Consider the following 26,386-nt stretch of genomic DNA (forward strand, 5'->3'; position numbering starts at 1 on the left):
GTAGGATTGGACTGAAACGTCACCGCAGCGATGCGCCATCAATTGGCGTCGTCGCTGCAATGCCCTCCCAGAGCAACCAGCGTTTCCGCTCTGACCGGCGTTAAAGGCACACGCGGTGGCGGTAAAGGCCAGCCCAAAAGCTGCCTCGCCGCCGTCGCACAGACTTTGCCCTGGCAAGCCCCCATGCCACAACGGCTGCTCAGCTTGGCCGTGTTCCAATCTGGCTGATGGCTCACCTGTTCCAGCGTGACGTCTTCGCAGCGACACAGTATCGTTTGCGGTTTGGCCAGCGAATTCAAGCGATCATCAAGTGCAAAGGTGCTTGCCACCGCCGTGGCGAAACGTCGCCACTGCCGCCGCTGCGCCGCCAGGCGCTCTGCCTTTTCCCGCTGCCCAGTGGCAGCATAACCGGCGATAGCGCCTTCAGCGAGTGCCAATTCACTGCCGCCGATGCCGCTACACTCCCCGGCAGCAAAAATATGCGCCAGGCTGGTTTGCTGCCAATGATCCACCGCTACGGCGTCGTGTTCTATCCGACACCCCAGCAGCATCGCCAACTCAATATTCGCCACCAGGCCAAAACCGCAGGCCAACCTGTCGCAGGCGATCGTTCTCTCCCGCCCGCCGTTATTGACGTGCACCGAGGTTAAACGTTCCTGCCCCAACGCCGCCAGTACCCGGCTGCCGGCAAGGTAACGACGCGGCATCAGGGAAAACGCCTGACGCAGTTTGGCCGGCCAGCGCCACAGCCCGCCGGCGAACGCCGCCAACCGCCAAAGCGGCGCCTGTTCCGCCACCAGCACTACCTCGCCGCCGGCCTGTTTCACGCTGTTCGCTACCGCCAGCAACAGCGGACCACTGCCAGCGATCGCCACTCGCTCACCACGGATCGCCAGCCCCTGCTTGATTTGCGCCTGTAGACCACCGGCGCCGGTCACCCCCGGCAGCGTCCAACCGGGAAACGGCAACAACAGTTCACGCGCGCCATTGCATAAAATCAGCTTCTGATAGCGAATCACGCCGCAGCCTTCGGCATCTTCATAGGCCAATCGGTTAGCGCCACACTGCGCCACCAGCTTGCAGCCGGACTGCAGCGCAATATTTTCCTTCGTCGCCACCGCCTGCCGATAGCGGTTCGCCGTTTCAGGCAAAGCCACCTGCGGCCCATCACGCCAGATTTGCCCGCCGGGATGCGGATTATCATCAATCATTCGCACCTGGCCACCACTTTCCGCTGCGGCCAGCGCCGCCGCCATGCCGGCCGGCCCGGCACCGACGATCAGCACCTCACAGTCGAAGCTACTCATCATCGCTCCTCTCAATGCGCATACCGGCTTGGCACAGCGTCTGGCACGCCAGACGACGCAGACCATTAATGGTCACCCGGCACTCCTGGCAAACGCCCATGCCGCAAAAGGGGGGGCGCGGTTGGTGAGAAATAGACAACCGACAACGATCGTCGCCACACAGGCTGAGTGCCGCAGCAACGCTAATGCCAACCGGCACCCGGCAGGGATCGCCATCGATGCTCAACGTAAGCGTGTTTTGTCCTTCATTCATACCGGCAGCTCCTCGGCAGCAAACGCCCGTGCCGCCAAATACGGGGTATCGTCAATCTCCGGCGTTTGCCGGCCGATCTGAGCAGTAATCAGCGCGGCGCTGCCGAGGGCAGTCGTGACGCCCAATCCCTCGTGCCCCAACGCCAGCCACAGCCAGGAATGCCGCGGATGCACGCCCAGCAGCGGCAGCCCGTCGACAGAGGCGGCGCGCAGCCCGGTCCAGCAGCGAATGATGTTCATCTGCGCCAGCGCGGGCAAGAAATGCTGCGCACGCGTGAGCATCGCCGCCAGCACTGGCATGTCCAACGCCGAATCGACGGCATCGAACTGGCGGGAAGAACCGATCAGCCATTGCCCGGTGGGCCGTGCCTGCACATTGAATGCCACCGATGTGCCGCCGCTGGCATGCGCGCTGGCACCGTATCCCAACTCCACCAACTGATGCCGCACCCGCGGCGGATAGCGATCGGTGATCGCCAGATGGCCCTTCTTGGCGTGCAGCAAAGTCTGCGGCAATAGGCTATTGGCCCTAAGGCCGCAGGCCAGGACCACCGTCGGCGCAGCCAGGCGCCTGCCGTCCGCCAGCCGCACAGCCCCCTCTTCCAGCGCTGCTGCTTCGCCATGCACCACGTCGATCGCCGCGCCACCGTCGGCCAACAGCCAGCGAGCCGCGAGCGGCGCATACAGAATGCCGTCGCCCGGCACCCGCAGCCCACCGGCCAGGCCGTGCCGCAGCATCGGCTCCATGGCGGCGATCTGCTCCGCCGTCAGCAATTCAGCGCCTACGCCCTGCTCCGCCAGCCGCGCCCGCTTTTGCTCGGCGATGGCCATTTCATCCGCTTTATCCGCCAGCCATAGCGTTCCGCAGCCGCGCCAGGCACACGCTTGCGGCATGCGCCCCGTCACTTCACGCCATAACCGCAGCGAATAAGCGCTCAACGCCAGCTCGGCCGGGTTGTCGTCCATGCACACCAGATGCCCCATGCCGGCGGCCGTAGCGCCGGCGCGGCGATCGTCCACCACCGAGACGCGATACCCTTCCCGCGCCAGCCACCAGGCGCAGGCGGCACCGATGATGCCGGCGCCGATCACGATGACATCGGCTTTCCGCCCGACGCCCATCAGCGTATTCCCCAGACAAAGGGATCGCGTTCGTCGAGCAGCAGTTGGCTATCGGCGCACACATAGGCCTGCCCACGAATAAAGGGGGTAATGCGATCGCCATTCCGGCGATAGTAGGCCTGAAATTCGCTGCCGATCACGCTGGCCTGCCGCCACTGCGTGTCCGGCGGCAGCTTGCCGTCTGCCGCCAGACACGCCAGTTTGGCACTGGTGCCGGTGCCGCATGGGGAGCGATCGTAGGCTTTTCCGGGGCACAGCACGAAGCTGCGGCTGTCGGCCTGCGGATCGTCACCGAACAGTTCGATATGGTCTATCGCTCCGCCGTCTTCACCGCAGATACCCGCCTGCTCCAACGTCTGCCGCACCGCCCAGGTGAACGCGGTCAACGCCTCCAGATTTTGTTTATCGATGGGCAACGGCGACTCGCCGATCAGGAAGAACCAGTTGCCGCCCCAGGCGATGTCACCCGTCACCGGCCCGTAACCCGCCACCTCAAGCCGCACCTGGCGGCGGTAACGATAAGCCGCCACGTTCTCCACCGTGACGCTGCCGTCCTCGTGCAGCGTGGCGTTTACCGGGCCGACCGGGGTCTCTATCAGGTGACGCCCGGCGTGGATGCGCCCCAGGTGCGCCAGCGAAGCGATCAGCCCGATGGTGCCGTGCCCGCACATGCCCAGGTAGCCGCTGTTGTTAAAGAAGATCACGCCGGCGGTGGCCTGTGGCGAACAGGGGCGGCACAGCAACGCCCCCACCAACACGTCGTTACCGCGCGGCTCGAGCATCACCGCACAGCGCCAATCGTCATAATGTTGCGCGAAACGCGCCCGCCGTTCCGCCATGCTGCCCTCGCCAAGATCGGGAAAGCCTTCCATGATCAGGCGGGTCGGCTCTCCGCCGGTATGAGAATCGATCGCCCGCAAAGCAGTGATATGCGCAGAAAGTGCCATCGGCGTCTCCTGGGTTAATGAGATGTTACCAATGGCGTTAGCCTGAACGAATGTGGCCATTACGGCTTGATGCGTTTCGGCGCGGCAAATGAAGAAATCAGCACAGTGACAAAAGTCAGGCCTGACGCGTCACGGGCACGCCCTTAACGAAAACCATAACAATAACTTATTTATCATAACTTTACTTTCATGCTAAACCTCCCCGTGGCGAGAAGCGCCGCAGTTTTCAAGCAACCGCCACGCACCGCGCGGCAAAAGTATGCGGCAATCCGCATATTTGGCAGGCGGCCGGAAATAGCGCTTGATTCGTTAAAGAAAAGTTAATATTGATGCGAAGACATCAACCCGAGCCGCCTGTTTTTCCGGCTAACGACCGAAAAGGGACAGCTATGCGATTCACTTCAGACTATCAGCCTCCGGTTTCTCTCTCTCCGCCTTCGCTCGTGGGGCTGCCGGAGCAAGAGGACGTTTTCGCCGTCGAACATCTGTCGCGCCTGTGCGACGGCCTGGCGCAGCAGCGCCCGAACAACCTGCGCGATCTGCTGAATACGCTGGCGCTGATCGCGCCGCTGCTGAACGCGATCCCTAACGTGGTGTTCTTTATCAAAGACGCCCAGGCCCGCTACCTGCTGGCCAACCTGACGCTGGCCAGGCGCTGCGGTTTCAAAACCGTCACGCCGTTGCTGGGCAAGACCTCCGCCGACGTTTTTCCCGCCCAGCTCGGATCCGGCTACACCGAGCAGGATCTGCGGGTATTGCGCCACGGCGTGCTGATCCAGGATCAGCTGGAAATGCACCTGTACAACGGCCGCGAAACCGGCTGGTGCCTGACGCAAAAGCTGGCGTTGTACGACGCGCAGGGAAAAATCATCGGTATGGCGGGTATTTCTCACGATCTGCAGGAGGCCAGGGCCCATCACCCGGCCTACCAACGGCTGGCGGCTATCGATGTACACATCCGCCGCCACTACGCACGGCCGATCGCGCTTGAGGAGCTGACGGCGCTGACCGGCTTGTCGGTGGCGCAGATCGAACGCTACTGCAAACGTATCTTCCACCTCACCCCGCGCCAGATGATCCACAAAGTACGGTTAGAAAAGGCCACGGAACTGCTGGCCGGCGATCTGCCGATCACCGACATCGCGCTGCTCTGCGGCTACACCGATCACAGCGCCTTCAGCCGTCAATTCAAAGCGATGACCGGCTCTACGCCGCGCGATTTCCGCCTGACGCTTTCCGCTTAATGCGCTGATTTATCTGGTTAACCCCCCTCTTTTCACGGTGCACCGGCGCCCGGTTTTTTCACGCCCGCTATTCGGCGCCATTGTGCCAATTTCGTCGCGGCAATCGGCGAAAAGCGTCAAGCCTCTCCGCGCAATACCGGTCAATCTGTCGGTGAGCCTTACCAAAGATTCACTTTTCATTAACACTTTCGGACGACAGGACAAACACGATGAGCCATAAAGCCATAAGCTGGAGCGGCGTATTCCCGGCGGTGACGACCCAGTTCCGCAACGATTTCTCTCTGGACCTCGATGCCACTCATACGGTGATTAAAAACCTGGTGCGCGACGGCGTCTCCGGCCTGGTGGTGTGCGGCACCGTCGGTGAAAACACCTCGATGACGGTGCAAGAGAAGCTGGCGGTGATCGAAGTGGCAAGAGACGCCGCCGACGGTAAAGTTCCGGTGATCGCCGGCATCGCCGAGTTCACCACCGCCTTCGCGCAGAACATGGCGCGTGAAGCGCAAAAGGCCGGCGTCGACGGGATTATGGTGATGCCGGCGCTGGTCTACTCCGCCAAGCCGCACGAAACTGCCGCGCACTTCCGCAGCGTCGCCGGCGCGACCGATCTGCCGATCATGGTCTACAACAATCCTCCCATTTACAAAAATGACGTCACGCCCGACATCCTGACCTCGCTGGTCGACTGCGAAAATATCGTGTGCTTCAAAGACTCTTCGGGCGACACCCGCCGCTTTATCGATCTGCGCAACGAAGTCGGCGATCGCTTCGTGCTGTTTGCCGGGTTGGACGATGTGGTGCTGGAAAGCCTCGCCGTTGGTGCGCAAGGTTGGATCTCCGGCATGTCCAATGCCTTCCCGCGCGAAGGAGAAACGCTGTTCCGGCTGGCGAAGGAAAAACGCTATGAGGAAGCCTTGGCGCTGTACAGCTGGTTTATGCCACTGCTGCACCTCGATGCCCGCCCCGATCTGGTGCAGTGCATCAAACTCTGCGAACAGCGGGTCGGTCGCGGCAGCGCCGTCACTCGTCCGCCGCGCCTGCCGCTGCAGGGCGAGACACTCACCGAGATCAACGCCGTGATCGATAAAGCGCTGGCCACTCGCCCTGCGCTGCCGAACGTCGGCCTGTAACGCCTTCATCGCCCGGCCATGCCGGGCGTCATGCTTTCTCTACCGGGGGGAACCGATGCCCAACGATCGCTATGCCGCCATCAGCGGCCAACAATTTATCGGCGGCCAGCGCTGCGCCACAGGAGAAGCAACGCTGCTCAGCCTGCGCGCCGACGACGGTGAGCCGACCGGCTACCGCTTCCACCAGGCCACGGCGGCAGAAACCGCCGCCGCCGCAGAAGCTGCCGCCGCAGCCTTTGCACCCTATTCGCAGCTCAGCGCGGAACAACGCGCGAACTTTCTCGACGCCATTGCCGAGGAGTTAGACGCGTTGGATGAGGCTTTCTTCGCCTTCGCCATGCAGGAAACGGCCTTGCCGCCGGCACGGTTGAGCGGCGAACGCGCCAGAACCAGCGGCCAGATGCGGCTGTTCGCTACGCTGCTGCGGCGCGGCGACGTCGAGGGCGTGCGCATCGACTGCGCGCTGCCGCAGCGCTCCCCCCTGCCGCGCCCCGATCTACGTCAATACCGCACGGCGCTCGGCCCGGTAGCGGTATTCGGCGCCAGCAACTTCCCGCTGGCGTTCTCCACCGCGGGTGGCGATACCGCCGCCGCGCTCGCCGCCGGCTGCCCGGTCGTGTTCAAGGCGCACAGCGGCCATATGATCACCGCCGAGCTGACCGCTCAGGCGATCGAGCGCGCCCGGAAACGCACGGGGATGCCTGCCGGCGTCTTCAACATGATCTTCGGCAACCGCGTGGGAGCCGACCTGGTACAACATCCGGCGATTCAGGCCGTGGGATTCACCGGCTCACTGCAAGGCGGTCGAGCGCTCTTCGATCTGGCGACGCAACGCCCTCAACCCATCCCGGTCTTCGCCGAAATGTCGAGCATCAACCCGGTCGTGATCCTGCCACAGGCGCTGGCGCGGCGCGGGCAGCACATCGCGCAGGAACTGGTCTCTTCCTTTACGCTCGGTTGCGGTCAGTTCTGCACCAAGCCCGGCGTGATCGTCGCGCTGCGTGGCGCCGCCTTCGATCGGCTGGTCGAAACGATGAGCGCCTTGGTCAACACCGCCGAGCCGCAACCGATGCTGAATACCGGCACGCTGGAGCACTACCGTCAGGGGCTGGCGGCCCTCGATGCGCACCCGGGTATGCGCCGTCTGGCGGGCCGCAGCGAAACGCCCCCTCATCGGGCGACGGCACAGCTGTATCAAGCGGAGGAGACACTGCTGCTGCAGGCCGATCCGCTGCTGCAACAGGAGGTCTTCGGCCCGGCCAGCATCCTGGTCGCTGTAGATAGCGAAATACAGCTGCACGCAGCGCTGGCAGCATTGCAAGGTCAGTTGGCCGCCACGCTGCTGGCGGATGACGGCGATCTCGATATGGCCGCCGGGCTGACGACACTGTTGGCACGCAAAGCCGGCCGGGTGCTGTTCAACGGGTATCCGACTGGGGTAGAAGTGTGCGACGCCATGGTGCACGGCGGCCCCTATCCGGCGACCAGCGACGCACGCGGCACCTCGGTAGGCACGTTGGCCATCGAACGTTTCCTGCGGCCGGTCTGTTTGCAAAACACGCCAGCGGCGCTGTTGCCGCCACCGTTGCAGGACGCCAACCCGCTCAACCTGCTGCGGCTGGTGAACGGCGTTTTCACCCGAGATCCCCTGGTTTCACCTGCCCAAAATTAGCCCGGCCGCATCTGCCTGCCACTCAATAACAAAAGGGTAATACCATGACAACCCAAGGCAAATTCAAGAAGCAGCTTACGCTCACCGATCTGACGTTCATCGGTCTGGGCGCCATCTTCGGCTCCGGTTGGCTGTTCGCCGCCAGCCATGTCTCCTCCATCGCCGGCCCGGCCGGCATCTATTCCTGGCTGATCGGCGGCCTGGCGGTGCTGCTGCTCGGCATCGTCTACTGCGAACTGGGCGCCGCCCTGCCGCGCGCCGGCGGCATCATTCGCTATCCGGTGTTCTCGCACGGCGAGCTGATGGGTTATCTGCTGGGGTTTATCACGCTGATCGCCTTCTCCAGCCTGATCGCCATCGAAGTCGTCGCCGCCCGGCAATACGCCGCCGCTTGGTTCCCGTTCCTCAGCCAGCCGGGTTCCGGCGACCCTACGCCGATCGGCTGGCTGGTGCAGCTGGCGCTGCTGTGCTTTTTCTTCGCGCTCAACTACTACAGCGTCAAAACCTTCGCCAAATCCAATAACCTGATCAGCGTGCTGAAATTTCTGGTGCCGCTGCTGGTGATCGTGGTGTTGTTCAGCTTTTTCAAACCGGAAAACCTGCACAGCCAGGGCTTTGCTCCCTTCGGTTCCGCCGGGGTTGAGGCCGCCATTTCCGCCGGCGGCATCATCTTCGCCTACCTCGGCCTGACGCCGATCATTTCGGTCGCCAGCGAGGTGCAAAGGCCGCAGCGCACCATTCCCATCGCGCTGATCCTGTCGGTGGTGCTGTCCACCATCATCTATGTGCTGCTGCAGATAGCGTTTCTCGGCAGTATCCCCAGCGAGATGCTGAGCGGCGGCTGGGCCGGTATCAGCCAACAGTTCTCCCTGCCGTTCCGCGATATCGCCATCACGCTGGGCATGGGATGGCTGGCATTTCTGGTGGTCAGCGACGCGATCGTTTCACCGAGCGGCACCGGCAACATCTATATGAACGCCACGCCTCGCGTGATCTACGGTTGGGCGCGCGCCGGCACCTTCTTCAAACTGTTCACCCGGGTAGATGGCGAGTCCGGCATTCCCCGCCCGGCGCTGTGGCTGACCTTCGCTCTCTCGGTATTCTGGACGCTGCCGTTCCCGTCGTGGGAAAAGCTGATCGGCGTGGTGTCCGCCGCGCTGGTGCTGAGCTACGCCATCGCCCCGGTCACCGCCGCCGGGCTGCGGCGCAATGCGCCCGATATGCCGCGTCCGTTCCGGGTGCGCGCTTTCTGCGTGCTCGGCCCGTTGTCGTTTATCATTTCGGCGCTGATCGTCTTCTGGTCCGGCTGGGATACCGTCTCCTGGCTGCTCGGTTTGCAGATCCTGATGTTCTTCATCTACATCCTGTTCAAAAATCAGGTGCCGACCCACGCCGTTAGCCTCCGGCAGCAAATTTGGTCCTCGCTGTGGCTGATCGTCTTCTATGCGCTGGTGATCGCACTCTCCTACCTCAGCAGCTTCGGCGGAATCGGCGCCATTGCCCACCCGTGGGACACCCTTACCATGGCGGTGATTGCGCTGGCGGTTTACTACTGGGGCGCCTATACCTGTTTACCCCAGGCCAATTTTATCGGCGATGAAGAAGAATGAACCCAGGGAGGACATCAAAATGACATCCATGCACGTTCTGTCGCTGGAACAGGCTTATCAACTGGCGTTGCGCGCACTGCGCAGCAACGGTTTCAATCAGGCGCATGCCGAGGCGGTAGCGCAAAATGTCACCCAGGGTGAACGCGACGGCTGCGCTTCGCACGGGTTGTACCGGCTCTTGGGCTGCGTGCGATCGCTGCAGGCAGGCAAGGTTTCTGCCGATGCGATACCCAGGCTGTTCGACCAGGCGCCGGCTATCTTGCGCGCCGATGCCGGCGGCGCGTTTTCTCTGCTGGCCTACCGCACCGCTCTGCCGGCCTTTATCGATAAGGTGCGCACCAACGGTATCGCCGCGTTGGCGATCAACCGCTGCGTGCACTTCTCCGCGCTGTGGGCCGACATCGAACCACTGACCGAGCAGGGGTTGGTGGCCTTGGCCTGCACGCCCAGCCACGCCTGGGTGACGCCGGCCGGCGGTTCGCGCCCGCTGTTCGGCACCAACCCCATCGCCTTCGGCTGGCCGCGCCCGGATCGGCCGCCGTTTTTGTTCGACATGGCCACCAGCGCGACGGCGCGCGGCGAAATCGAATTGCATCGCCGCGCAGGCACCCCGCTGCCTGAAGGCTGGGGCATTGATAAGGCAGGCAATCCGTCCACCGATGCCGCCAGCGTGTTGGAGGGCGCAATGCTGACCTTCGGCGGACATAAGGGCTCGGCGCTGGCGGCGATGGTTGAATTGTTGGCCGGGCCGCTGATCGGCGATATGACCAGCAAGGAATCGCTGGCCTACGACGACGGCACCGGTTCGTCGCCTTACGGCGGTGAGCTGATCATCGCGTTGGATCCTGAACGTTTTCTCGGTGCGGATAAGGCGAAATATTTCGCCAGCGCAGAGGCGATGTTTGCTGATATGCAGGCGCAAGGCGCACGCATCCCCAGCGAACGCCGTTATCGGCAGCGGAGGCAGAGCGAACAAGACGGCGTGGAGATCCCCAGGGCGCTATATGACGAAATCGTGGCGCTGTGCGATTAGCGCCGGATTGATTCCCTCGCGCCGGCAATCCGGCGCGGGGCGAGGTTTACCCTGCCTGAGCCAGGTCGCTGTGCAGGCGCTTGCGCCATACCGGTTTGGTATCCCAGCGGGCGAAGTGTTTCGCCTCTTTACCCGGCTGCACCTGATGCCACATGTCTTCTTGCCACCGGATCGGTTCCTTTCCTCGCAACGTTGGGCGGGTCTGTTTAATCGTCCGTTGCAAAATGCCCGCTTCCTCAGCGGTAATGGGCGGCGCCTGTCTGGCGGCGTCCAGCGCCCGGTTACCCAACGGCTCCATCACCCGGTACAACACGTTGACCTGCTGCTGCGTCGCCTGCTGGTTAGTGCTCATCCCCTTACCCGACCAACCGTCGAAATTTTCACCGGGATCGTCTCCCTGCGCACGATATTCATTACCCGGCCCCTCGACGATATTCCATCCTTGCCAGGTCACCAAAGTGTGTAATCCATCGCGATCCTGCAGGTTTTTATTCTTGATCTGTTTGAGCACCTCGGCGCGGTTTGGCACACCGATCAGGTTCATAAACTCGTCCAGCGCGTCCCAATGCTGCCCCGCGACCAGACCATTCCAGACATTACGCAAACAGTTCCAGGGAATGGTGTGATGCCAGGTCAGCGTGATAAGCGGTTTGGTTGACGCGTGTTGCCAACGGCTCGGTTCACTGCCCCGATCGCCTCTGATGATCCCATCGACTTCTAATGGCATAGCTGCCCCTCTTCTGGCTGAGATGAAGAATATGCGCAAGGCCGGTGGCCCGGTTGGCATAAAAACGTCAGCTAAAATCGTAGCAGCTCAGGCTGAGATGGCAATAAAACGCCAGGCACGCTCTGCAGCCGACCGGCAAACGCAGAACGCGCCCGAAAACGGTGGGCTTAAAACGGATTATCTGACGACCATCACCGAAATATTGGCATGGCGAACGATAGCGGCAGCGTTAGACCCCAGCAGATAGGTTTTCACGCTCGGGCGGCGCGAACCGATGATGATCAGATCGGCGTCGATCTCTTCCGCCAGCTCCAGCGCCTGATCGCGCGCAGAGCCGAAGCTGACGGTGTAATTAAGGCGATCCAACGGCAGATCGATTTCCGACATGATTTTCTTCAGCTTCTCGACCGCCTTCACTTCCGCCTGATTCTCAAATTCCTTGAGGCCGAACGAATAGGCAGTCACAAAAGCCGAGGCATCCGGCAGCGCATGGAAGAAATGCACTTTAGCGCCAGACATCTTCGCCAAGTATTCCACATGCTTCAGCGCATGTTCGGTCAACAGGTCCTCTTCAATATCGATCGGCACCAAAATAGTCTTGTACATATCACGTCCTTTCTATGTAAACCGGGTGCCTACAGAATACTGCCGCGCACGGGCGCGGTGAATCGCTTTATCACGCTTTTGTGATCGGGGGTAAATACTGATAAGGATAGTTCTTAATTTAACAAAATATAAACATCACACCGATAACGGATAGGCGCTTAATTATTTAGCACTCGAGATTAAATCAGCTGCAAATAAACCGCTTTGGCGGTGGCGGCGGTCTTATTAGCGACAGAAAGTTTTTTAATCGAGTTGCCGATATGGAAATTGACCGTGCGCTCGCTCACCCCCATCAACAGCGCGATCTCTTCCGCCGTTTTCCCTTCGCTGCACCAGCGTAAGATGTCTTTTTCGCGCAGCGTCAGCACATCTTTTATCGCGTCGTCGTTCACCGAGATCAAGGCTTCACGCAGCGTTTTATGGGCGGTTTGCGCCAGCCAAAGGAAAAAAGTTTCATTTACTGCGCGCGCTTGCGGCGTTTGCTCGGGTAGCGCTTTACCGGCAAACGTCAGGATCCCCAGCCGGCCATAACAATCCTTAACCGACTGCGACCAGCCGGCGCACAGGCCGAATTGCGCCATATGCCGCCAAAGCGTCGGCCGCTCGTGATAAAAGCTTTCGTCCCACTGGAACTGCAGCGTGGAATGGTGAGCGCGCTCAATAACCGGATCCTGCAAATACACCCGCTGCCGCCGATAATCCTCGAGATAGTTCGCTGAAAAATTCCCTTCGATCAGCATCTTGGGGCGGCTGGCCGGATAACAGGAAAACACGATGTAGGAGAAATAATCAAACCCCAGCGCCTCGGCGCAGGGCTCCAGCTGCGTAAGAAAGCATTCGCGATCGGCCAGGCTGCCAATCACCTCCGCCATGAGCCGTTGAGTGCGGGTATCCATAACGCAGGTTCTCCAGATAGCGATGCCGATTTATCGATAGGTCAGACTCACTATAGAATATCGTCGCCCGGCGCCAGTAGCCGTTTCATATAATAAAAAATACCAACGCTATAACGAAAACAGCTATTCCCTTTAAAATAAGCCTTTATTGCACCGAATTGGAAAACTGCGCGAATAGCATAATCTCCTCGGCACGTAAACCTGTCATTTCTACCGTTAGACAGCCGGGACACCGCCAATTACTTTCCAGACAGGCACCCAGTGCCGCCGTAAATCCAAAGAGATAATAAGCATTTGCGAATTTCGCATGGCATACAGTGACGGGGATTTTCTATGGCAGAAAGTAATGCGGCAATTCAGTCGGCTGCGATTATCGGCGCGGGAACGATGGGCAGAGGCATCGCTTATCTTTTCGCGCAAAAAGGCATTCGCACGGTGCTTTATAATCGCAACGGCAATACCCTCAGTCAGGCTCGCGACTATATCGAGCTAGACCTGAACAAGAAAGTCGAACAGGGCAAGATCGCGCTGCAGGATAAAGGCGCGGTGTTGGCCAATCTGGTGTTCACCTCGGTATTTGAGACCATTGCCGACAGCGAGCTGGTGATAGAAACCATCGCCGAGCAAGAGCAAACCAAACTTGAGGTGCTGGCGACCATCGCCGCTGCAGTCAAGCCCGACACGCTGATCGCCACCAATACCTCCTCACTGTCGCTTAACAAGCTGGCAACGGCGGTGACGCACAGCGAGCGGTTTATCGGTTTGCACTTTTTCAACCCTGCGCCGCTGATGAAGCTGATTGAAATCATCCCGGCCTACTGTACTGCATACGCCACCACGGAGCGTTGCCGCCAGCTGGTGGCCGCGTTGGGGAAACGTGACGTCGTCTGCCAGGCCACGCCGGGGTTTATCGTCAACCGCATGGCCCGCCCCTACTACCTGGAAGGGTTCCGCCTATTGGAAGAACACGTGGCGCGCGCGCCGCAGATCGACCGTGCCCTCAAGGCCGGTGGGCACTTTCGTATGGGGCCACTCGAACTGACCGATTTTATCGGCCAGGACATCAACTATCAGGTCAGTCGGCAAATCTGGCAGGACATGCAATACGACGCGCGCTATACCCCCGGCCACCTGCAGCGTTCGCTGGTCGATGCCGGTCTATTGGGAAAAAAGAACGGCCGCTCCTATTTTGCCGTCGAAGAAAACGCCCCGCCGGTGATGGCCGCCACCGATGCAGACATTGAGACGCTGCACGTTTACGGCGAACACCCTTTTTTTACCCTGTTACAACAGCGGGCCGCGCTTCAGTGGCCACGGCTGCGCGTGGAACAACGGCCGGCATTACCGGGCCTGGGGCCGGCCGTCCGGATCAATGACGCTTTCACCATCAGCATCACCGATGGCCGCACGGCAAACCAGCTGGCCGAGCAGACGGCGGCGGATGCCTTTGTGGTCGATGTTGCCCTGAATTACGCCGACACGGCGTATCTGGTGGCAGCGCACAGCCGCCACGCCTCTGGGGCCAATAAAGCGCTGTTCTTACGCCTGCTGCACACGGCAATCCCGCAGGTTGAATTTATCAAGGATTCCCCGGCCTTGATCGTCGCCCGCGTCCTCAGCAGCCTAATCAACGAGTCGGTGATCATGGTGGAAAGCGGCGTCTGCAGCCGGGAAGACATCGATGTCGCCGCCGTCGCCGGCGTTAACTACGCCGACGGCATTTTCGGCTGGCTCGATAGCCTGGGGGAGAAAAACGTCAGGACGACGCTGAGCAACCTGGCGCAGTTGCTGCACGCGGCGCGCTATGCGCCGCATTACACCCTTCTGCACGCCGCGCAACCGGCGCTGACGACCACGCCTTAAGGATTAATGATGAGCATTCAAGATGACGGCGTTTATCTGATCGACGGCACGCGCACGGCGATCGGCACCTATGGTGGCAGCCTGGCGCATACCCGCCCCGACGACATGGCGGCAACGATCATTCGCAGTCTGCTGCAGCGCCATCCGGCGGCGGAAACGAGCCTGGACGAAGTGGTTCTGGGCTGCGCCAACCAGGCCGGCGAGGACAACCGCAATGTCGCCCGCATGGCGGCGCTGCTTGCCGGACTGGATCCGTCGGTGCCGGCCATCACCCTCAACCGCCTTTGCGCCTCCGGGTTGGATGCCGTGATCTACGCCGCGGCAAAAATCCGCAGCGGCCTTAGCGAACTGATTCTGGCCGGCGGCGTGGAAAGCATGAGCCGCGCGCCCTATGTGCTGAGCAAGAGCGAAACGCCGTTCGATAAGGGGGTAAAGCTGTACGACACCACGCTGGGATGGCGCTTTGTTAATCCGCGGCTGGCGGAGCGCTACGGCAGCGATCCGCTCGGCATCACGGCAGAAAACGTGGCTCAACGGCAGCATATCTCACGCGAGGAACAGGATCTGTTCGCGCTGGCCTCGCAGCAAAAGGCTCGCCGGGCGATCGACAGCGGCCGGCTGGCACGGGAAATCACGCCCGTAGACGTGCCGGCGGATCGTAAAACGACCCGCATATTCGCGCAGGACGAGTTTCCCCGGCTCAGCACGCTGCAACAGTTGCAGACGCTGAAACCGGCGTTCTCCGCCGGCGGTACAGTCACGGCAGGCAACGCTTCCGGCATCAACGACGGCGCCGCCGTGCTGCTGCTGGCTTCCGGGCGCTACGTGAAGCGTCAGGGGTGGCAACCTCTGGCGGAGATCGGCGACAGCACGGCCGCCGGGGTTGAACCTGCTCTGATGGGGCTGGGGCCGATCGCCTCCACCGAGCGCTTACTGCAGCGCGGCGGGTTCACCTTGAACGACTTCGACATCATCGAGATTAACGAAGCGTTCGCCTCACAGGTCCTAGCGGCGCTGAAACACTGGCGTATCGACGCCAACGACGCGCGGGTTAACCCGAACGGCGGCGCCATCGCGCTCGGTCATCCGTTGGGGATGTCCGGTGCGCGCCTGGTGCTGTCGGCGGCGCTGGAATTACGCGACCGACAGGCGAGCAACGCATTGGTGACGATGTGCGTCGGCGTCGGCCAGGGTCTGTCACTAAACCTTAAAGCCGTTTAACACAAGGAATATGCTATGAGCGTACTGAACATTCTTGAAGAAAAGCTGGCGGAAACCAAAAAACAGGGGCGTTTTCGCGAGTTCCTCAACCTTGAACGCGGCGTACAGGACAAACCCTGGGCCACCAGCCACGGACACCAAGGTGAGCGCCGTCTCAACGTCTGGTGCTCGAACGACTATCTGGCGATGAGCCACCACCCCAAAGTGCTGCTGGCCACCACCGAAGCGGTTAACCGGGTCGGGTTGGGCACCTGCGGCGCCCGCAGCATTTCCGGCACCTCGGTCTACCACAGCGAGCTGGAAACGCTGCTGGCCAGCGCTTACGGCAAAGAATCGGCTCTGCTGTTCACTACCGGTTTCGGCGCCAACGACGCCACCTTGTCCACCCTGTGCGACGCCATTCCCGATCTGATCGTATTCTCCGACGAGCTGAATCACGCCTCGATGATTTACGGTATCCGCTACAGCAAGGCGGAGAAAAAGATCTTCCGCCACAACGATGTGGCACACCTCGCCGAGCTGCTGCAGGCCGCCGATCCGGCGCGGCCAAAGCTGATCGCCTTCGAGTCGCTGTATTCCATGGACGGTGACTTCGCTCCCTTGGCACAGATCGTGGCGCTGGCGGAACAGTATCAGGCGCTGACCTATCTCGACGAGATCCACTCCGCCGGCGTCTATGGCGAACGAGGGCTGGGCTACGCCGAACAGCTGGGCCTGCTGGATAAAATCACCATTATTCAGGGCGGTTTCGGCAAGTCTTACGGTGCGGCGGGCGGCTATATCGCCGCCCCCCGCTCGGTGGTGGAGGCGGTGCGCAGCTGGGCCCCGGCATTCGTCTTCAGCACCTCGTCACCGGCACCGGTGGTGGCCGCCGCGCTAGCCAGTTTTAAATACAACCTCGAGCATGACACCCAGCGCAAGCACCTGCTGGCGATCGTCGATCACCTGAAAACCGGCCTGCGCGCCGCCGGCATTCCGCTGGTGTCGGCCGACAGCCATATCCTGCCGCTGCGGGTCGGCGATCCGCACCGCAACAAACACATCAGCAAAGTACTGCTCGATGAGCATGATATTTACGTGCAGCCGGTCAATGCGCCGACGGTGCCCGCAGGCAGCGAGCGGCTGCGGGTAACACCAACCTCGGCGCACTCCCATGCCGACGTGGAGACGTTCCTGGCGGCGCTGGGACGGGTCTGGGCAGCGAACGATCTGCGGAGGGCAGGATGAAGTTAGCGGATTATAACGGCCATCTGGTCACGCTCTGTCTAATGGCGACCGGCACGTTCGCCATCGGCACCGACGCCTTTATCGTCGCCGGCGTGCTCAGTGACATTTCCGATACCTTTGCCGTCAGCCCCGCGCAAGCGGGGCAGTTGATATCGGTATTCGCGCTGGCTTATATGCTGTTCGCGCCACTGACCGCCTGGCTGCTCGGCAACGTCAACCGCAAGCATATCCTACAGTTGGCGCTGGTGCTGTTCATCGCCGGCAATTTGGCCTGCGCCTGGGCCACCAGCTACCTGCAGATCGCGTTCGGCAGAGTGCTGGCCGCATTGGGTGCAGCCTGTTACACGCCGCAGGCCGCCGCCGCCGCAGTGGGGCTGGTGGCGGAAAAACGCCGCGGCCTGGCCATTTCCATCGTCTATGGGGGCATGACGTTGGCTATTGCGCTCGGTATTCCATTCGGTACCTTTCTCGCCAAACTGATCGGCTGGCGTGAAATATTCCTGTTCATCGCCCTGTTGGGGGCAATTGCGCTGCTGGGCCTTTCGCTGGCGCTGTGCGCCATTGCGCCACCGGGCAAGCATTCGCTGAAAGAGCGGCTCGCCCCGCTGCGGCAAAAGGCGGTGCTGACTACGCTGCTGATCACCTTTTTTGCCGTTTGCTCGGAACACATCGTCTATAGCTACGTCAGCGTCTTGCTGAAAAACACCCAGTTCGGCCCGCAGGCGATTCTGCCCCTCGCGCTGCTGGTGTTCGGCATTGGCGCGGTGATCGGCAATTTTGCCTCCGGTGCGTTAACCGATGCCCTCGGCAGCAAGTTTGTGCTGCTGTTTTCCGTGGCGCTCCAGACGCTGTCCCTGTTTCTGCTGGCCTTTTATGTCACTTCCCCCTGGTGGGTACTGGCCATCTTCCTGGTCTGGGGCATTACCGGCTGGATGTATCTGGTGCCGATCCAACATCACCTGTTGTCGCTGTCGAAACGCTTTGGCGCACTGACCGTGTCGCTCAACAGCTCGGTGCTGTACGCCGGCATCGCGGCGGGCGGCATGCTGGGCGGCCTGACGCTCTACGCGCTGCCGGCCCATTACCTGCCGCTGTTTTCGCTACCGCTCGGCGCCATCGCCCTGCTGCTGACGCTGCTGTTTTTCCGGGGAGAGACCAACAATGAATGAAGCCCTCCCGGTGCTTTATGAGCGCCATGGCGAGCTGGTTGCGGTCATCACCCTCAATCGGCCGGAAAAAAAGAACGCCATCAACCTGCAGATGGCCGAGCTGATCCGCACCTACCTGCGGCAGGCAGATAACGATGACTCGGTGCGCGCGATCGTCCTGGCCGGTCAACCGGCGGTATTTTCCGCCGGCATGGATATCAACGCCTTTCATCAGGGTGAACTGCCCATTGTCACGCCGGAGGGGTTTGGCGGGCTGATCCATGCACAGATCGCCAAGGTGATCATCGCCGCCGTTGATGGCATCGCTTACGGAGGTGGCTTTGAGCTCGCCCTGGCCTGCGATCTGATCGTCGCCGGCCAGGGCGCACGCTTCAGCTTCCCCGAAACCGGGCTCGGGTTAGTCGCCGCACAAGGCGGGTGCGCGCGCTTGCCGGCGCGAGTTTCTCCCTATGTCGCACTCGACTGGCTGCTGACCGGCAGAATCGTCGATGCGCAGGAGGCGTTATCACACGGCGCCATTTCCCGTATCAGCGAGGGAACGGCCCGGGAAGAAGCACTGCGCATCGCCGAACAGATCGCCGGAAAAGATCTTGCCGCCAGCCAAACGGTTAAGGCCATCGTGCGCCAGGGGCTGGCACGGCAGGAAGCTCCCTCATTCGATTTTCAACAAGGCCCGGTCGAGCGCCTGCGTCAGGCTGCCGCCCGCCGATAATACCCCTGCCGGTTCGCCTGAACCGGCATTTCCGCTTTTCCGCCACAGCTCATTTTACGCAGCCCACCTCTCGGCGCTGGGCTACACTGCCGGTAGCCCTAATGCGCTGATAAGGAAAAACAATGCGCCCTTTGCCTCTGCTGACCCCCAGGCTGATCCTGCGCCCGTTCACGGCCGACGATCTGCCCCACTTTACCGCCTACCGCAGCCACCCGGACGTGGCGCGCTACCAAAGCTGGAGCGACTACGGCGCCGCCGACGCGCAGGCCTTTTTCGAACGGCAGCGGCGGCTCGAGTTCAATCGTGACGACAGCTGGTTTCAACTGGCGGTCGAGCGCCGCGATGACGGCGCGTTGCTTGGCGATGTCGCGGTGCATTTCTTCGATGCGGGGCGCCAGGCTGAACTGGGCGTGACCTTCGCGCCCAGCCATCAGCGGCAAGGGATGGCGCACGAGGCGCTGAACGCCGTCATCGCCCTGCTGTTCGGGCCGCTGGCGAAGCACCGCATTACCGCAGTGGTGGACGCGCGTAACCTTGGCGCCGCCGCGCTGTTCGGCAAGCTGGGTTTTCGGCGCGAGGCCCATTGGCGGCAAAACGTGTTTTTTAAAGGCGCGTGGGGCGACGAATTCGGTTTCGCTCTGCTGCAAAGTGAATGGCGGGAGAATGCAAAGCATGGCGCTGCTGAATAAATACCTTGGGCAATACCAGTTCTCGGAGCGGCATGCCATCACCATCGCCGCGCCGTCGGCCCGGATACTGGCGGCCGTGGCCGCTTACGATCCCAAGCACGATCGCTTTTTCCGCAGCATGATAGCGCTGCGCGAATTGCCCGCACGGCTGATGCCACGCGATAAACCCAGCCCACCGCCGTTTGGCCTGCATAACTTTTGCCTGCTTGAGCAAGATGACAACGCGTTGGTCTATGGCCTGATCGGCCGATTTTGGCAGGCTGAATACGGTCTGGAGCATGTCGCTGACGGGGCGGGCTTTCTGGCCTTCGCTCAGCCCGGCGTCGCCAAACTCGCGCTGGGCTATGTTGTGAGTCCTCTCGAGGGCGGGCGCTGTCGTCTGGTGACGGAAACGCGCATCTTTTGCCCCGACGACGCCAGCCGGCGGCGGTTTATTCCCTATTGGTATACTATTCGCCTGGTGAGCGGGTTGATACGGCGCCGTATGTTGCACGCCATCAAAACCGCCAGCGAAGCCCCCACCTAATACATTCATTTAGTGAATGCGTTTAGGAGCATTCTCAGAGCATGCCTCAAGTAATAAGGTTATTTTTTAACCACTACAAAATGCATTGAGAAGCCATTAGCCCCGCCCCCCTGCGGGGCTTTTTTCATCTAGTCATCGTTCACCTCGGGAAATGCCTGCATAAACAGGAAGGTACAAGGCTTGCGCTGATAGTGGTTGATCTGCGGTACCAGCCGGGTGAAATGCTCAGTCTGGCAATGCACATCCAGGGCGGCGCGATCCGGCCAGCTTTCGATAAAAATAAAATGCCCGGGGTCCTGCTGGTCGATGCACAGTTCATAACTGATGCACAGCGGTTCTTGACGGGTTTTCTCCACCAGCTCGCGATACCATGGCATAACGGTTTCAATGTGTTCCGGCTGGATAAAGTCTTCAGCGATGACCTTCAGCATGTTGCGCTCCTGCATTCTGTTTTGCCGTGCCTCACCTTATCGTCCTCACTCCCGAGATGAAAGCCCCCTACTCCAGGCCTATCGCGGGGTTGCCAATTCGGTGATAGCGCACACAGATCTCGATCAAAGCGCTTGAACCTACCCTGGCCCTGTGTGAACTTCCGGTTAACAAAAAAGCAACACACCATTCACCATGGTGATGTCTGCACCACCCTGCCGATCCGATACGCGGCGTTTTTTTCGCCCTTAAAGGCCTGACCATTAGTCCTTTAGACCTTTAAGGATCGCGAAAAGAAACCGTGGTTACCGTCGTGTTGAGGGCAACGGCATCAGGACGGTCCTGTGACCGACGCTTGTAATTCTCAGAAGAGAGGTTAACGCCAGTGAATCACACCACCTATGCCGCTCCTGCGCTCAACGTCGCCATTCGCAAAACCTGGCGCAGGCTGGTGCCATTGATGTTCGCCATGTACTTTGTCGCCTTTATCGACAGGGTTAACGTCGGCTTTGCCAAGGACGCGATGGCTATCGATATCGCGCTGTCGCAATCCGCCTTTGCGCTCGGCGCGGGGATATTTTTTGCCGCCTATGCGCTGTTCGGCATCCCGGCCAACCTGCTGATGAACCGCTGGGGCGCCAAACGCTGGCTCAGCGCCACCACTGCGCTGTGGGGGGCGCTGTCGGCCTGCACCGGGCTGGTGACCAACGAACAACAGTTTATCGTCCTGCGGTTTCTGCTGGGGATCGCCGAGGCCGGGTTTTACCCCGGCATCCTGCTGCTCGCGTCGATCTATTTTCCCAATAAGGTGCGCGCCTCGGTCATTGGCATTTTCGTGCTCGGCGTGCCGGCGGCCCTGACGCTCGGCTCCCCGCTGTCGGGGGCATTGCTGGAGATGCACGGCGTACTGGGTAAGCCCGGCTGGTTCTGGATGTTCGTGCTGGAAGGGTTGCCGGCCGTCGCCCTCGGCGTCTTCGCCTTTTTCTATCTCGACGATAGCCCGCAGCAGGCCCGCTTTCTGACTGAGGAAGAACGCACGGCGCTGGTCGCACAGTTGGCCGCCGAACAGCAGCAGACCGAAACCAGCAGCGTCAAAGCAGCGATGAGAAGCGGCAAAGTTTGGCATCTGGCGTTGATCTACGGCACCCTGCAGATCGGCGTGTACGGCCTGATGTTTTTCCTGCCATCTCAGGTCGCCTCGCTGATGGGCACCCATCTCGGCTTCAAGGCCTCGCTGGTGGCCGCCATTCCCTGGGCGTTCTCTGCGCTGGGCGTCTATTTCCTGCCGCGCTTTGCCGACAGAAACCCCGCAAGAAGACTACCGATCGCCGTCGCCTGCATGGTCGCGGCGGCGTTGGGGCTGGTGGTCTCTTCCTATGCCGGTCCTTTGCTCGCTATCACCGCCCTGAGCTGTTGTGCAGTCAGTTTCCTGGCGGTACAGCCGATTTTCTGGACGTTTCCCGCTCAGGTGCTTACCGGCCCGGCGCTGGCGGCCGGCATCGGCTTTTGCACCACGCTCGGCGCGGCGTTCAGCTTTTTAGCCCCGCTTATCCGCACCGAGGCGGAACAGCGTTTTCACAGCCCGCATGCCGGGCCGCTGGTGCTGGCCGCCTTTGCACTGCTGTGCGCCGCGCTGTTGTGGGCGCTCAAAAACCGGCGCGCCGACGTGAGCAAGCAAGACGCAAAGATTGCCGGATAGCGGCGCGTTATTTAGCCATTATTGAACCTGCGGATGGGACACTGGCATTCAGCCCCCTCGCCCACAGGTGTTAAATGGATGAATTGACGCACATTATCGCCAAATACAGCCCGGAGCCGGAGATGTTGCTGCTGCTGATTTTCCTGTTTGCGCTGGGTAAATCCGTGATCTTCGTTTCCTCCGTCCTGCCGCCCGCCTCAGTCACGCTGCTGATGGGCATCGTTGCGGGCAAGCACGCGCTGCCTGTCGGCGCCGTTTGGGCGGCCATCACCCTCGGGGCCGCGCTGGGATCGATCTTGTCGTTCCACTGCGGCGCGCTGCTATGCCGCCGCGATCTTGGCAGCCGGCTACCGGCGCGTTTTCATGCGCCGCTGCACAAAGCCCAGCGTGCCCTGCAAAAGCGCGGGTTGCCATTGCTGTTCGCCTCGCGTTTTCTGGCGGTAATGCGCTATACCGTACCGCTGATGGCCGGCATGCTGAAGCTGCCGCTGGGGCGCGTCTATGCCACCGCCGCGCTATCGGCCGCCGCCTGGGCGCTGATCTTGATGTCGGCTGCGCATTTATTCCCCGCATCTTGACCTGAAAGATTCTTGGGCAAATGACCGCACCATGCGCCGACGTTGCGCCAGCGCACAGCCTCTCTTGCCGCATAAACTGCCGTGCAACACCGCAGTTTGCGCCAGATCACCTTTCTGAACATCAGTCGAAAAATGCGAATTTTTTTGCAAAAAGCGCGCTTAAAACGGCGCAATGCGGGAAGAAACGGAGAAAAGCCTGGGCGTAACACGCTGATTTGGTTGGTGGGTCGTACAGGGTTCGAACCTGTGACCAATTGATTAAGAGTCAACTGCTCTACCGACTGAGCTAACGACCCAACGAGATAAATTGTCCTCCTCGCCAATGCCGCTGTCAAACGCTTACACTCATTACTTTTTCTCATGCGAATTTTACAACCCTTTGTTTAATCAACGAGATAAGCCGCATAAGGTCTATTAATCCCACCTTTTGAAGAGTAATCTTCCGCTCCCTGAACGTCCGATTTGCCTCCTCCGTGTAAAGATTGATCGACTTTTATCCCGCGTATAAATGTTGTAAACATGTTGCACAAAGGTGGCGTTATTGCACTACCTTACTAAAGCCGGGCCAACCGGATAAATGTATAAAAAAGAGCCACTTCAGAGCTCGCGACTTCACTAATGACAGGTAAAACAGGACATCATCAGATGGTAGATCACTCTAAAATAGCGACTGACGCGACGCCCGCTTCAGAAGATCATCTACGGCGAAACCTCACTAACCGACATATTCAACTGATCGCCATCGGCGGCGCCATCGGCACCGGCCTGTTTATGGGCTCCGGGAAAACCATCAGCCTGGCCGGCCCTTCGATCATTTTCGTGTACATGATCATCGGCTTTATGCTGTTCTTCGTGATGCGCGCCATGGGCGAGCTGCTGCTGTCCAATCTGGAATACAAATCGTTCAGCGATTTCGCTGCGGATCTGCTCGGCCCGTGGGCCGGTTTCTTCACCGGCTGGACCTACTGGTTCTGCTGGGTGGTCACCGGCATCGCCGACGTCGTGGCGATTACCGCCTACGCCCAGTTCTGGTTCCCCGGGCTGTCGCAATGGATCGCTTCGCTGCTGTGCGTGCTGTTGCTGCTCGGCCTTAACCTGGCGACCGTGAAGATGTTCGGCGAAATGGAATTCTGGTTTGCGATGATCAAAATCGTCGCCATCGTCGGGCTGATCGTCGCCGGGCTGGTGATGATCGCCATGCAGTTCCAGTCGCCGACCGGCACCGTGGCCTCATTCACCCATCTGTGGAATGACGGCGGCATGTTCCCGAAAGGCATCAGCGGCTTCTTCGCCGGCTTCCAGATTGCGGTATTCGCCTTCGTCGGCATTGAGCTGGTGGGCACCACCGCCGCAGAAACCAAGGATCCGGAGAAATCGCTGCCGCGCGCCATCAACTCGATTCCGATCCGCATCATCATGTTCTATGTGTTCGCCCTGATCGTCATCATGTCGGTCACTCCGTGGAGCTCCGTGGTGCCGGACAAGAGCCCGTTCGTTGAACTGTTCGTGCTGATCGGCCTGCCTGCCGCGGCCAGCGTGATCAACTTCGTGGTGCTGACCTCCGCCGCCTCCTCCGCCAACAGCGGCGTGTTCTCCACCAGCCGCATGCTGTTCGGGCTGGCGCAGGAAGGCGACGCGCCAAAATCGTTCGCCACTCTGTCCAAGCGCGCGGTGCCGGCCAACGGCCTCACCTTCTCCTGCATCTGCCTGCTGGGCGGCGTGGTGCTGATTTACCTGATCCCGAACGTGATGACGGTCTTCACCCTGGTGACCACCGTATCGGCGATTCTGTTCATGTTCGTCTGGACCATCATCCTGTGCTCGTACCTGGTCTACCGTAAACAGCGCCCGGCGCTGCACCAGAAATCGATCTACAAGATGCCGGCCGGCAAACTGATGTGCTGGGTGTGCATGGCGTTCTTCGTGTTCGTGCTGGTGCTGCTGTCGCTGCGCGAAGACACCCGCCAAGCGTTGATCGTCACCCCGCTGTGGTTCATCGTGCTCGGCCTGTCTTACGTGTTCCTGCGCAAGAAGAAAACCGCGTGATGCAAAAAGGGGCGGATATCTCCGCCCCTTTCTTCTTTCTAAGCCTCTGCGCTAATCCGCTTCCGTCGCCACCGCCGCTTTATCCTTGCGCCGCACGCGCAGCTCGCTGACCACCACCCCAATCACGATCAACGCGCCCCCCAATAACGCCACGCCCGGCAAACGCTCGCCGGCCAACCGCCCGACGATGCCCGCCCAGACCGGTTCGCCGGCGTAAATCACCGTGGCCCGCGTCGGCGAAACGCTGCGCTGCGCCCAGTTCATGGTCAGCTGAATCAAGGCGCTGGCCAGCCCCAGCCCAATGGCGCTGTACAGCAGATATTCCGAATACGGCGGCGGTGACTCGCCGGTCGGCGCCATCATTAAAAATGAGGTCAGCGAGGCGGTCGCCAGCTGCACGATGGTCACCCGGCGGATATTCACCTTACCGGCGAAGGCGCCGATCAGAATGATCTCTGCCGCCATACCCAGGGTACCGGCCAGCGTCAGAATTTCGCCGAGGCTCAGCGTCATGTCGGTGCTGCTCGGCGCCGCCAGCAGCATCAGGCCGGTAAAGGCCAGCAGAATGCCGATCCACGACATGATGCCGGGGAACCGCCCCAGCACCAGCCATTGCAACAGTGGCACGATCGGCACGTACATGGCGGTGATAAACGCCGATTGGCTGCTGGTGATGGTCTGCAGGCCGACGGTTTGCATACTGTAACCAAACATAATCGCCAGCCCAATAAGCCCGCCCGCCTTCAGTTCATACAGGGTCAGGCCGCGCAACACGCGCAGCGAAAACAGGGTCAGCGCCAGCGTCGCGGTGGCGAAACGCAGGCCGACGAAAAAGAACGGCCCGCTGACCTGCATCGCGTGATGCACCGCCAAAAAGGTGCCGCCCCAGATCATGGTGATGAAAATCAACACCGCTTCCGGCAGCCTGATTTGCGGAACCACGGCGGAAATAAAGGATTTTTTTGCTGCTGACACCGGCTTGCCCTTCCTGCTGAGTGCAATATAATGCACAGATCCTGCCAGTATGAGATAAAGTCCGGCGATGAGCAATACGGCGCATAACGCAAAAACCGATCCCCCCAAGGTGCTGCAGTACCTGAGCAGCAATCTGCGCGGCTACCGCCAACAGGCGGGCCTGAGCCAAATGGCGCTGGCCGAGCTTTCCGGCGTCAGCCGCCGCATGTTGGCGGGCATCGAGGCCGGCGATCGCAACGTCAGCCTGGCGGTGCTCGACAAGATCGCCGCCGCCCTGGCGATTTCCTTTACCGACCTGATCCAGGCACCGGAGGCGCGCGGCAGCCATATGGTCGGGGAATTGGCCTGGCAAGGCGCGCAGCCGGGCAGCCAGGCGCTGTTCGCCGCCAGCGTACCGGCGCGGCAGCGGGCCGAGCTGTGGGAATGGACGCTGATGCCGGGCGAGCGCTATGACTCTGCGCCGGACGCCGAAGGCTGGAGCGAAATGATCTACGTGATTGCCGGTACCCTGACGCTGGAGCTGGAACAAGATACGCTGACGCTCACCGCCGGCGCCGCGCAAACCTTCAACAGCGATCAACGCTACGCTTACGCCAACCACGGCGACCTGCCCCTGCGTTTTATCCGCAACGTCGCCTTCTGACCGCCCGCCGGCCCGCACCGGCGGCGGATGTCGTGTCGCTGTCGTGCCGCTGTCGTGGCGCCG

The 26,386-nt window shown here is 60.9% G+C and carries 25 protein-coding genes and 1 tRNA gene; 16 read left to right on the forward strand and 10 right to left on the reverse strand.

Annotation, left to right across the window (positions count from 1 at the left end):
* Positions 1-38: 38 nt before the first annotated feature.
* The 4 genes from AC4PR2_RS21260 to AC4PR2_RS21275 are packed head-to-tail and all read right to left on the reverse strand — an operon-like array spanning position 39 to position 3,628.
* Positions 39-1,307 (reverse strand): FAD-dependent oxidoreductase, encoded by a 1,269-nt coding sequence (locus tag AC4PR2_RS21260; protein ID WP_337046491.1) that lies wholly within the window; start codon positions 1,305-1,307, stop codon positions 39-41.
* Positions 1,300-1,560, reverse strand: coding sequence for a (2Fe-2S)-binding protein (locus AC4PR2_RS21265; RefSeq protein WP_084826452.1), 261 nt, complete (start codon positions 1,558-1,560; stop codon positions 1,300-1,302). The genes AC4PR2_RS21260 and AC4PR2_RS21265 overlap by 8 nt, the downstream gene beginning before the upstream one ends.
* Positions 1,557-2,681 carry an FAD-dependent oxidoreductase gene (locus AC4PR2_RS21270; protein WP_197801652.1) on the reverse strand — a complete coding sequence of 375 codons (1,125 nt, stop codon included), beginning with the start codon at positions 2,679-2,681 and terminating at the stop codon, positions 1,557-1,559. Before AC4PR2_RS21270 ends, AC4PR2_RS21265 begins: the two co-directional genes overlap by 4 nt.
* Positions 2,681-3,628: a 4-hydroxyproline epimerase gene (locus AC4PR2_RS21275; protein WP_197801654.1), complete on the reverse strand. Its 948-nt coding sequence runs from the start codon at positions 3,626-3,628 to the stop codon at positions 2,681-2,683. The genes AC4PR2_RS21270 and AC4PR2_RS21275 overlap by 1 nt, the downstream gene beginning before the upstream one ends.
* A 389-nt stretch (positions 3,629-4,017) precedes the next feature.
* On the opposite strand from AC4PR2_RS21275, the gene AC4PR2_RS21280 reads away from it, so the two are divergent.
* The 5 genes from AC4PR2_RS21280 to AC4PR2_RS21300 all read left to right on the forward strand — a co-directional run bounded on the left by AC4PR2_RS21280 (position 4,018) and on the right by AC4PR2_RS21300 (position 10,317).
* Positions 4,018-4,872 (forward strand): AraC family transcriptional regulator, encoded by an 855-nt coding sequence (locus AC4PR2_RS21280; protein WP_060419604.1) that lies wholly within the window; start codon positions 4,018-4,020, stop codon positions 4,870-4,872.
* 209 nt (positions 4,873-5,081) lie between these two features.
* Entirely contained in the window at positions 5,082-6,002 is a 921-nt protein-coding gene (locus AC4PR2_RS21285) for a dihydrodipicolinate synthase family protein (RefSeq protein ID WP_147839480.1), read from the forward strand.
* Positions 6,003-6,057: 55 nt separating this feature from the next.
* Positions 6,058-7,674 (forward strand): aldehyde dehydrogenase family protein, encoded by a 1,617-nt coding sequence (locus AC4PR2_RS21290; protein ID WP_197801658.1) that lies wholly within the window; start codon positions 6,058-6,060, stop codon positions 7,672-7,674.
* A 44-nt stretch (positions 7,675-7,718) separates the two neighbouring features.
* Positions 7,719-9,284, forward strand: coding sequence for an APC family permease (locus tag AC4PR2_RS21295; protein WP_063989483.1), 1,566 nt, complete (start codon positions 7,719-7,721; stop codon positions 9,282-9,284).
* A 19-nt stretch (positions 9,285-9,303) separates the two neighbouring features.
* Complete coding sequence (locus AC4PR2_RS21300) at positions 9,304-10,317, forward strand: Ldh family oxidoreductase (RefSeq protein ID WP_431056735.1); 1,014 nt, start codon at positions 9,304-9,306, stop codon at positions 10,315-10,317.
* A 46-nt stretch (positions 10,318-10,363) separates the two neighbouring features.
* Here AC4PR2_RS21300 and AC4PR2_RS21305 read toward each other — a convergent pair whose 3' ends face one another.
* From AC4PR2_RS21305 to AC4PR2_RS21315, 3 genes are all read right to left on the reverse strand, one after another.
* Entirely contained in the window at positions 10,364-11,044 is a 681-nt protein-coding gene (locus tag AC4PR2_RS21305) for a hypothetical protein (protein WP_149572210.1), read from the reverse strand.
* A gap of 177 nt (positions 11,045-11,221) precedes the next feature.
* Positions 11,222-11,650 (reverse strand): universal stress protein, encoded by a 429-nt coding sequence (locus AC4PR2_RS21310; protein ID WP_033642623.1) that lies wholly within the window; start codon positions 11,648-11,650, stop codon positions 11,222-11,224.
* A 179-nt stretch (positions 11,651-11,829) separates the two neighbouring features.
* Positions 11,830-12,546 carry an autoinducer binding domain-containing protein gene (locus AC4PR2_RS21315; protein WP_080490897.1) on the reverse strand — a complete coding sequence of 239 codons (717 nt, stop codon included), beginning with the start codon at positions 12,544-12,546 and terminating at the stop codon, positions 11,830-11,832.
* Positions 12,547-12,879: 333 nt separating this feature from the next.
* Here AC4PR2_RS21315 and AC4PR2_RS21320 point away from each other — a divergent pair, with 333 nt between their 5' ends.
* The 7 genes from AC4PR2_RS21320 (at position 12,880) to AC4PR2_RS21350 (ending at position 19,953) form a co-directional block, all read left to right on the forward strand.
* On the forward strand, positions 12,880-14,409 hold the full coding sequence (locus AC4PR2_RS21320; RefSeq protein ID WP_141958759.1) for a 3-hydroxyacyl-CoA dehydrogenase NAD-binding domain-containing protein: 1,530 nt from the start codon (positions 12,880-12,882) through the stop codon (positions 14,407-14,409).
* 9 nt (positions 14,410-14,418) lie between these two features.
* The gene (locus AC4PR2_RS21325) at positions 14,419-15,630 is read left to right on the forward strand and encodes an acetyl-CoA C-acyltransferase (protein WP_060440241.1); all 1,212 of its coding nucleotides are present in this window, start codon (positions 14,419-14,421) and stop codon (positions 15,628-15,630) included.
* A 15-nt stretch (positions 15,631-15,645) separates the two neighbouring features.
* Positions 15,646-16,857 (forward strand): 5-aminolevulinate synthase, encoded by a 1,212-nt coding sequence (gene hemA, locus AC4PR2_RS21330; RefSeq protein WP_060440242.1) that lies wholly within the window; start codon positions 15,646-15,648, stop codon positions 16,855-16,857.
* Positions 16,854-18,026: an MFS transporter gene (locus tag AC4PR2_RS21335; RefSeq protein ID WP_197801692.1), complete on the forward strand. Its 1,173-nt coding sequence runs from the start codon at positions 16,854-16,856 to the stop codon at positions 18,024-18,026. The genes hemA and AC4PR2_RS21335 overlap by 4 nt, the downstream gene beginning before the upstream one ends.
* The gene (locus tag AC4PR2_RS21340) at positions 18,019-18,738 is read left to right on the forward strand and encodes an enoyl-CoA hydratase/isomerase family protein (protein ID WP_060440243.1); all 720 of its coding nucleotides are present in this window, start codon (positions 18,019-18,021) and stop codon (positions 18,736-18,738) included. The genes AC4PR2_RS21335 and AC4PR2_RS21340 overlap by 8 nt, the downstream gene beginning before the upstream one ends.
* 122 nt (positions 18,739-18,860) lie before the next feature.
* Positions 18,861-19,427: a GNAT family N-acetyltransferase gene (locus AC4PR2_RS21345; protein WP_149572206.1), complete on the forward strand. Its 567-nt coding sequence runs from the start codon at positions 18,861-18,863 to the stop codon at positions 19,425-19,427.
* Positions 19,411-19,953, forward strand: coding sequence for a hypothetical protein (locus tag AC4PR2_RS21350; protein ID WP_169318246.1), 543 nt, complete (start codon positions 19,411-19,413; stop codon positions 19,951-19,953). Before AC4PR2_RS21345 ends, AC4PR2_RS21350 begins: the two co-directional genes overlap by 17 nt.
* 128 nt (positions 19,954-20,081) lie before the next feature.
* Here the strand turns inward: AC4PR2_RS21350 and AC4PR2_RS21355 are convergent, their stop codons facing one another.
* Positions 20,082-20,384 (reverse strand): putative quinol monooxygenase, encoded by a 303-nt coding sequence (locus AC4PR2_RS21355; protein ID WP_087762370.1) that lies wholly within the window; start codon positions 20,382-20,384, stop codon positions 20,082-20,084.
* A gap of 383 nt (positions 20,385-20,767) precedes the next feature.
* On the opposite strand from AC4PR2_RS21355, the gene AC4PR2_RS21360 reads away from it, so the two are divergent.
* Together AC4PR2_RS21360 and AC4PR2_RS21365 are read left to right on the forward strand one after the other, a co-directional pair.
* Complete coding sequence (locus tag AC4PR2_RS21360; RefSeq protein ID WP_197801696.1) at positions 20,768-22,081, forward strand: MFS transporter; 1,314 nt, start codon at positions 20,768-20,770, stop codon at positions 22,079-22,081.
* A 74-nt stretch (positions 22,082-22,155) separates the two neighbouring features.
* On the forward strand, positions 22,156-22,659 hold the full coding sequence (locus AC4PR2_RS21365) for a DedA family protein (protein WP_197801698.1): 504 nt from the start codon (positions 22,156-22,158) through the stop codon (positions 22,657-22,659).
* 220 nt (positions 22,660-22,879) lie between these two features.
* Here AC4PR2_RS21365 and AC4PR2_RS21370 read toward each other — a convergent pair.
* Positions 22,880-22,955, reverse strand: a tRNA-Lys gene (locus tag AC4PR2_RS21370).
* Positions 22,956-23,304: 349 nt separating this feature from the next.
* Between AC4PR2_RS21370 and cycA the strand changes: the two genes are divergently transcribed.
* A complete protein-coding gene (gene cycA / locus AC4PR2_RS21375; RefSeq protein WP_060440246.1) occupies positions 23,305-24,705 on the forward strand; it encodes a D-serine/D-alanine/glycine transporter in 1,401 nt (466 codons plus the stop codon).
* Positions 24,706-24,756: 51 nt separating this feature from the next.
* Here the strand turns inward: cycA and AC4PR2_RS21380 are convergent, their stop codons facing one another.
* Positions 24,757-25,680 carry a DMT family transporter gene (locus AC4PR2_RS21380; RefSeq protein ID WP_492175437.1) on the reverse strand — a complete coding sequence of 308 codons (924 nt, stop codon included), beginning with the start codon at positions 25,678-25,680 and terminating at the stop codon, positions 24,757-24,759.
* A 67-nt stretch (positions 25,681-25,747) separates the two neighbouring features.
* Between AC4PR2_RS21380 and AC4PR2_RS21385 the strand changes: the two genes are divergently transcribed.
* A complete protein-coding gene (locus AC4PR2_RS21385) occupies positions 25,748-26,323 on the forward strand; it encodes a helix-turn-helix domain-containing protein (RefSeq protein WP_060440248.1) in 576 nt (191 codons plus the stop codon).
* Positions 26,324-26,386: the final 63 nt, after the last annotated feature.

It is taken from the genome of Serratia sp. A07, from assembly GCF_058725505.1.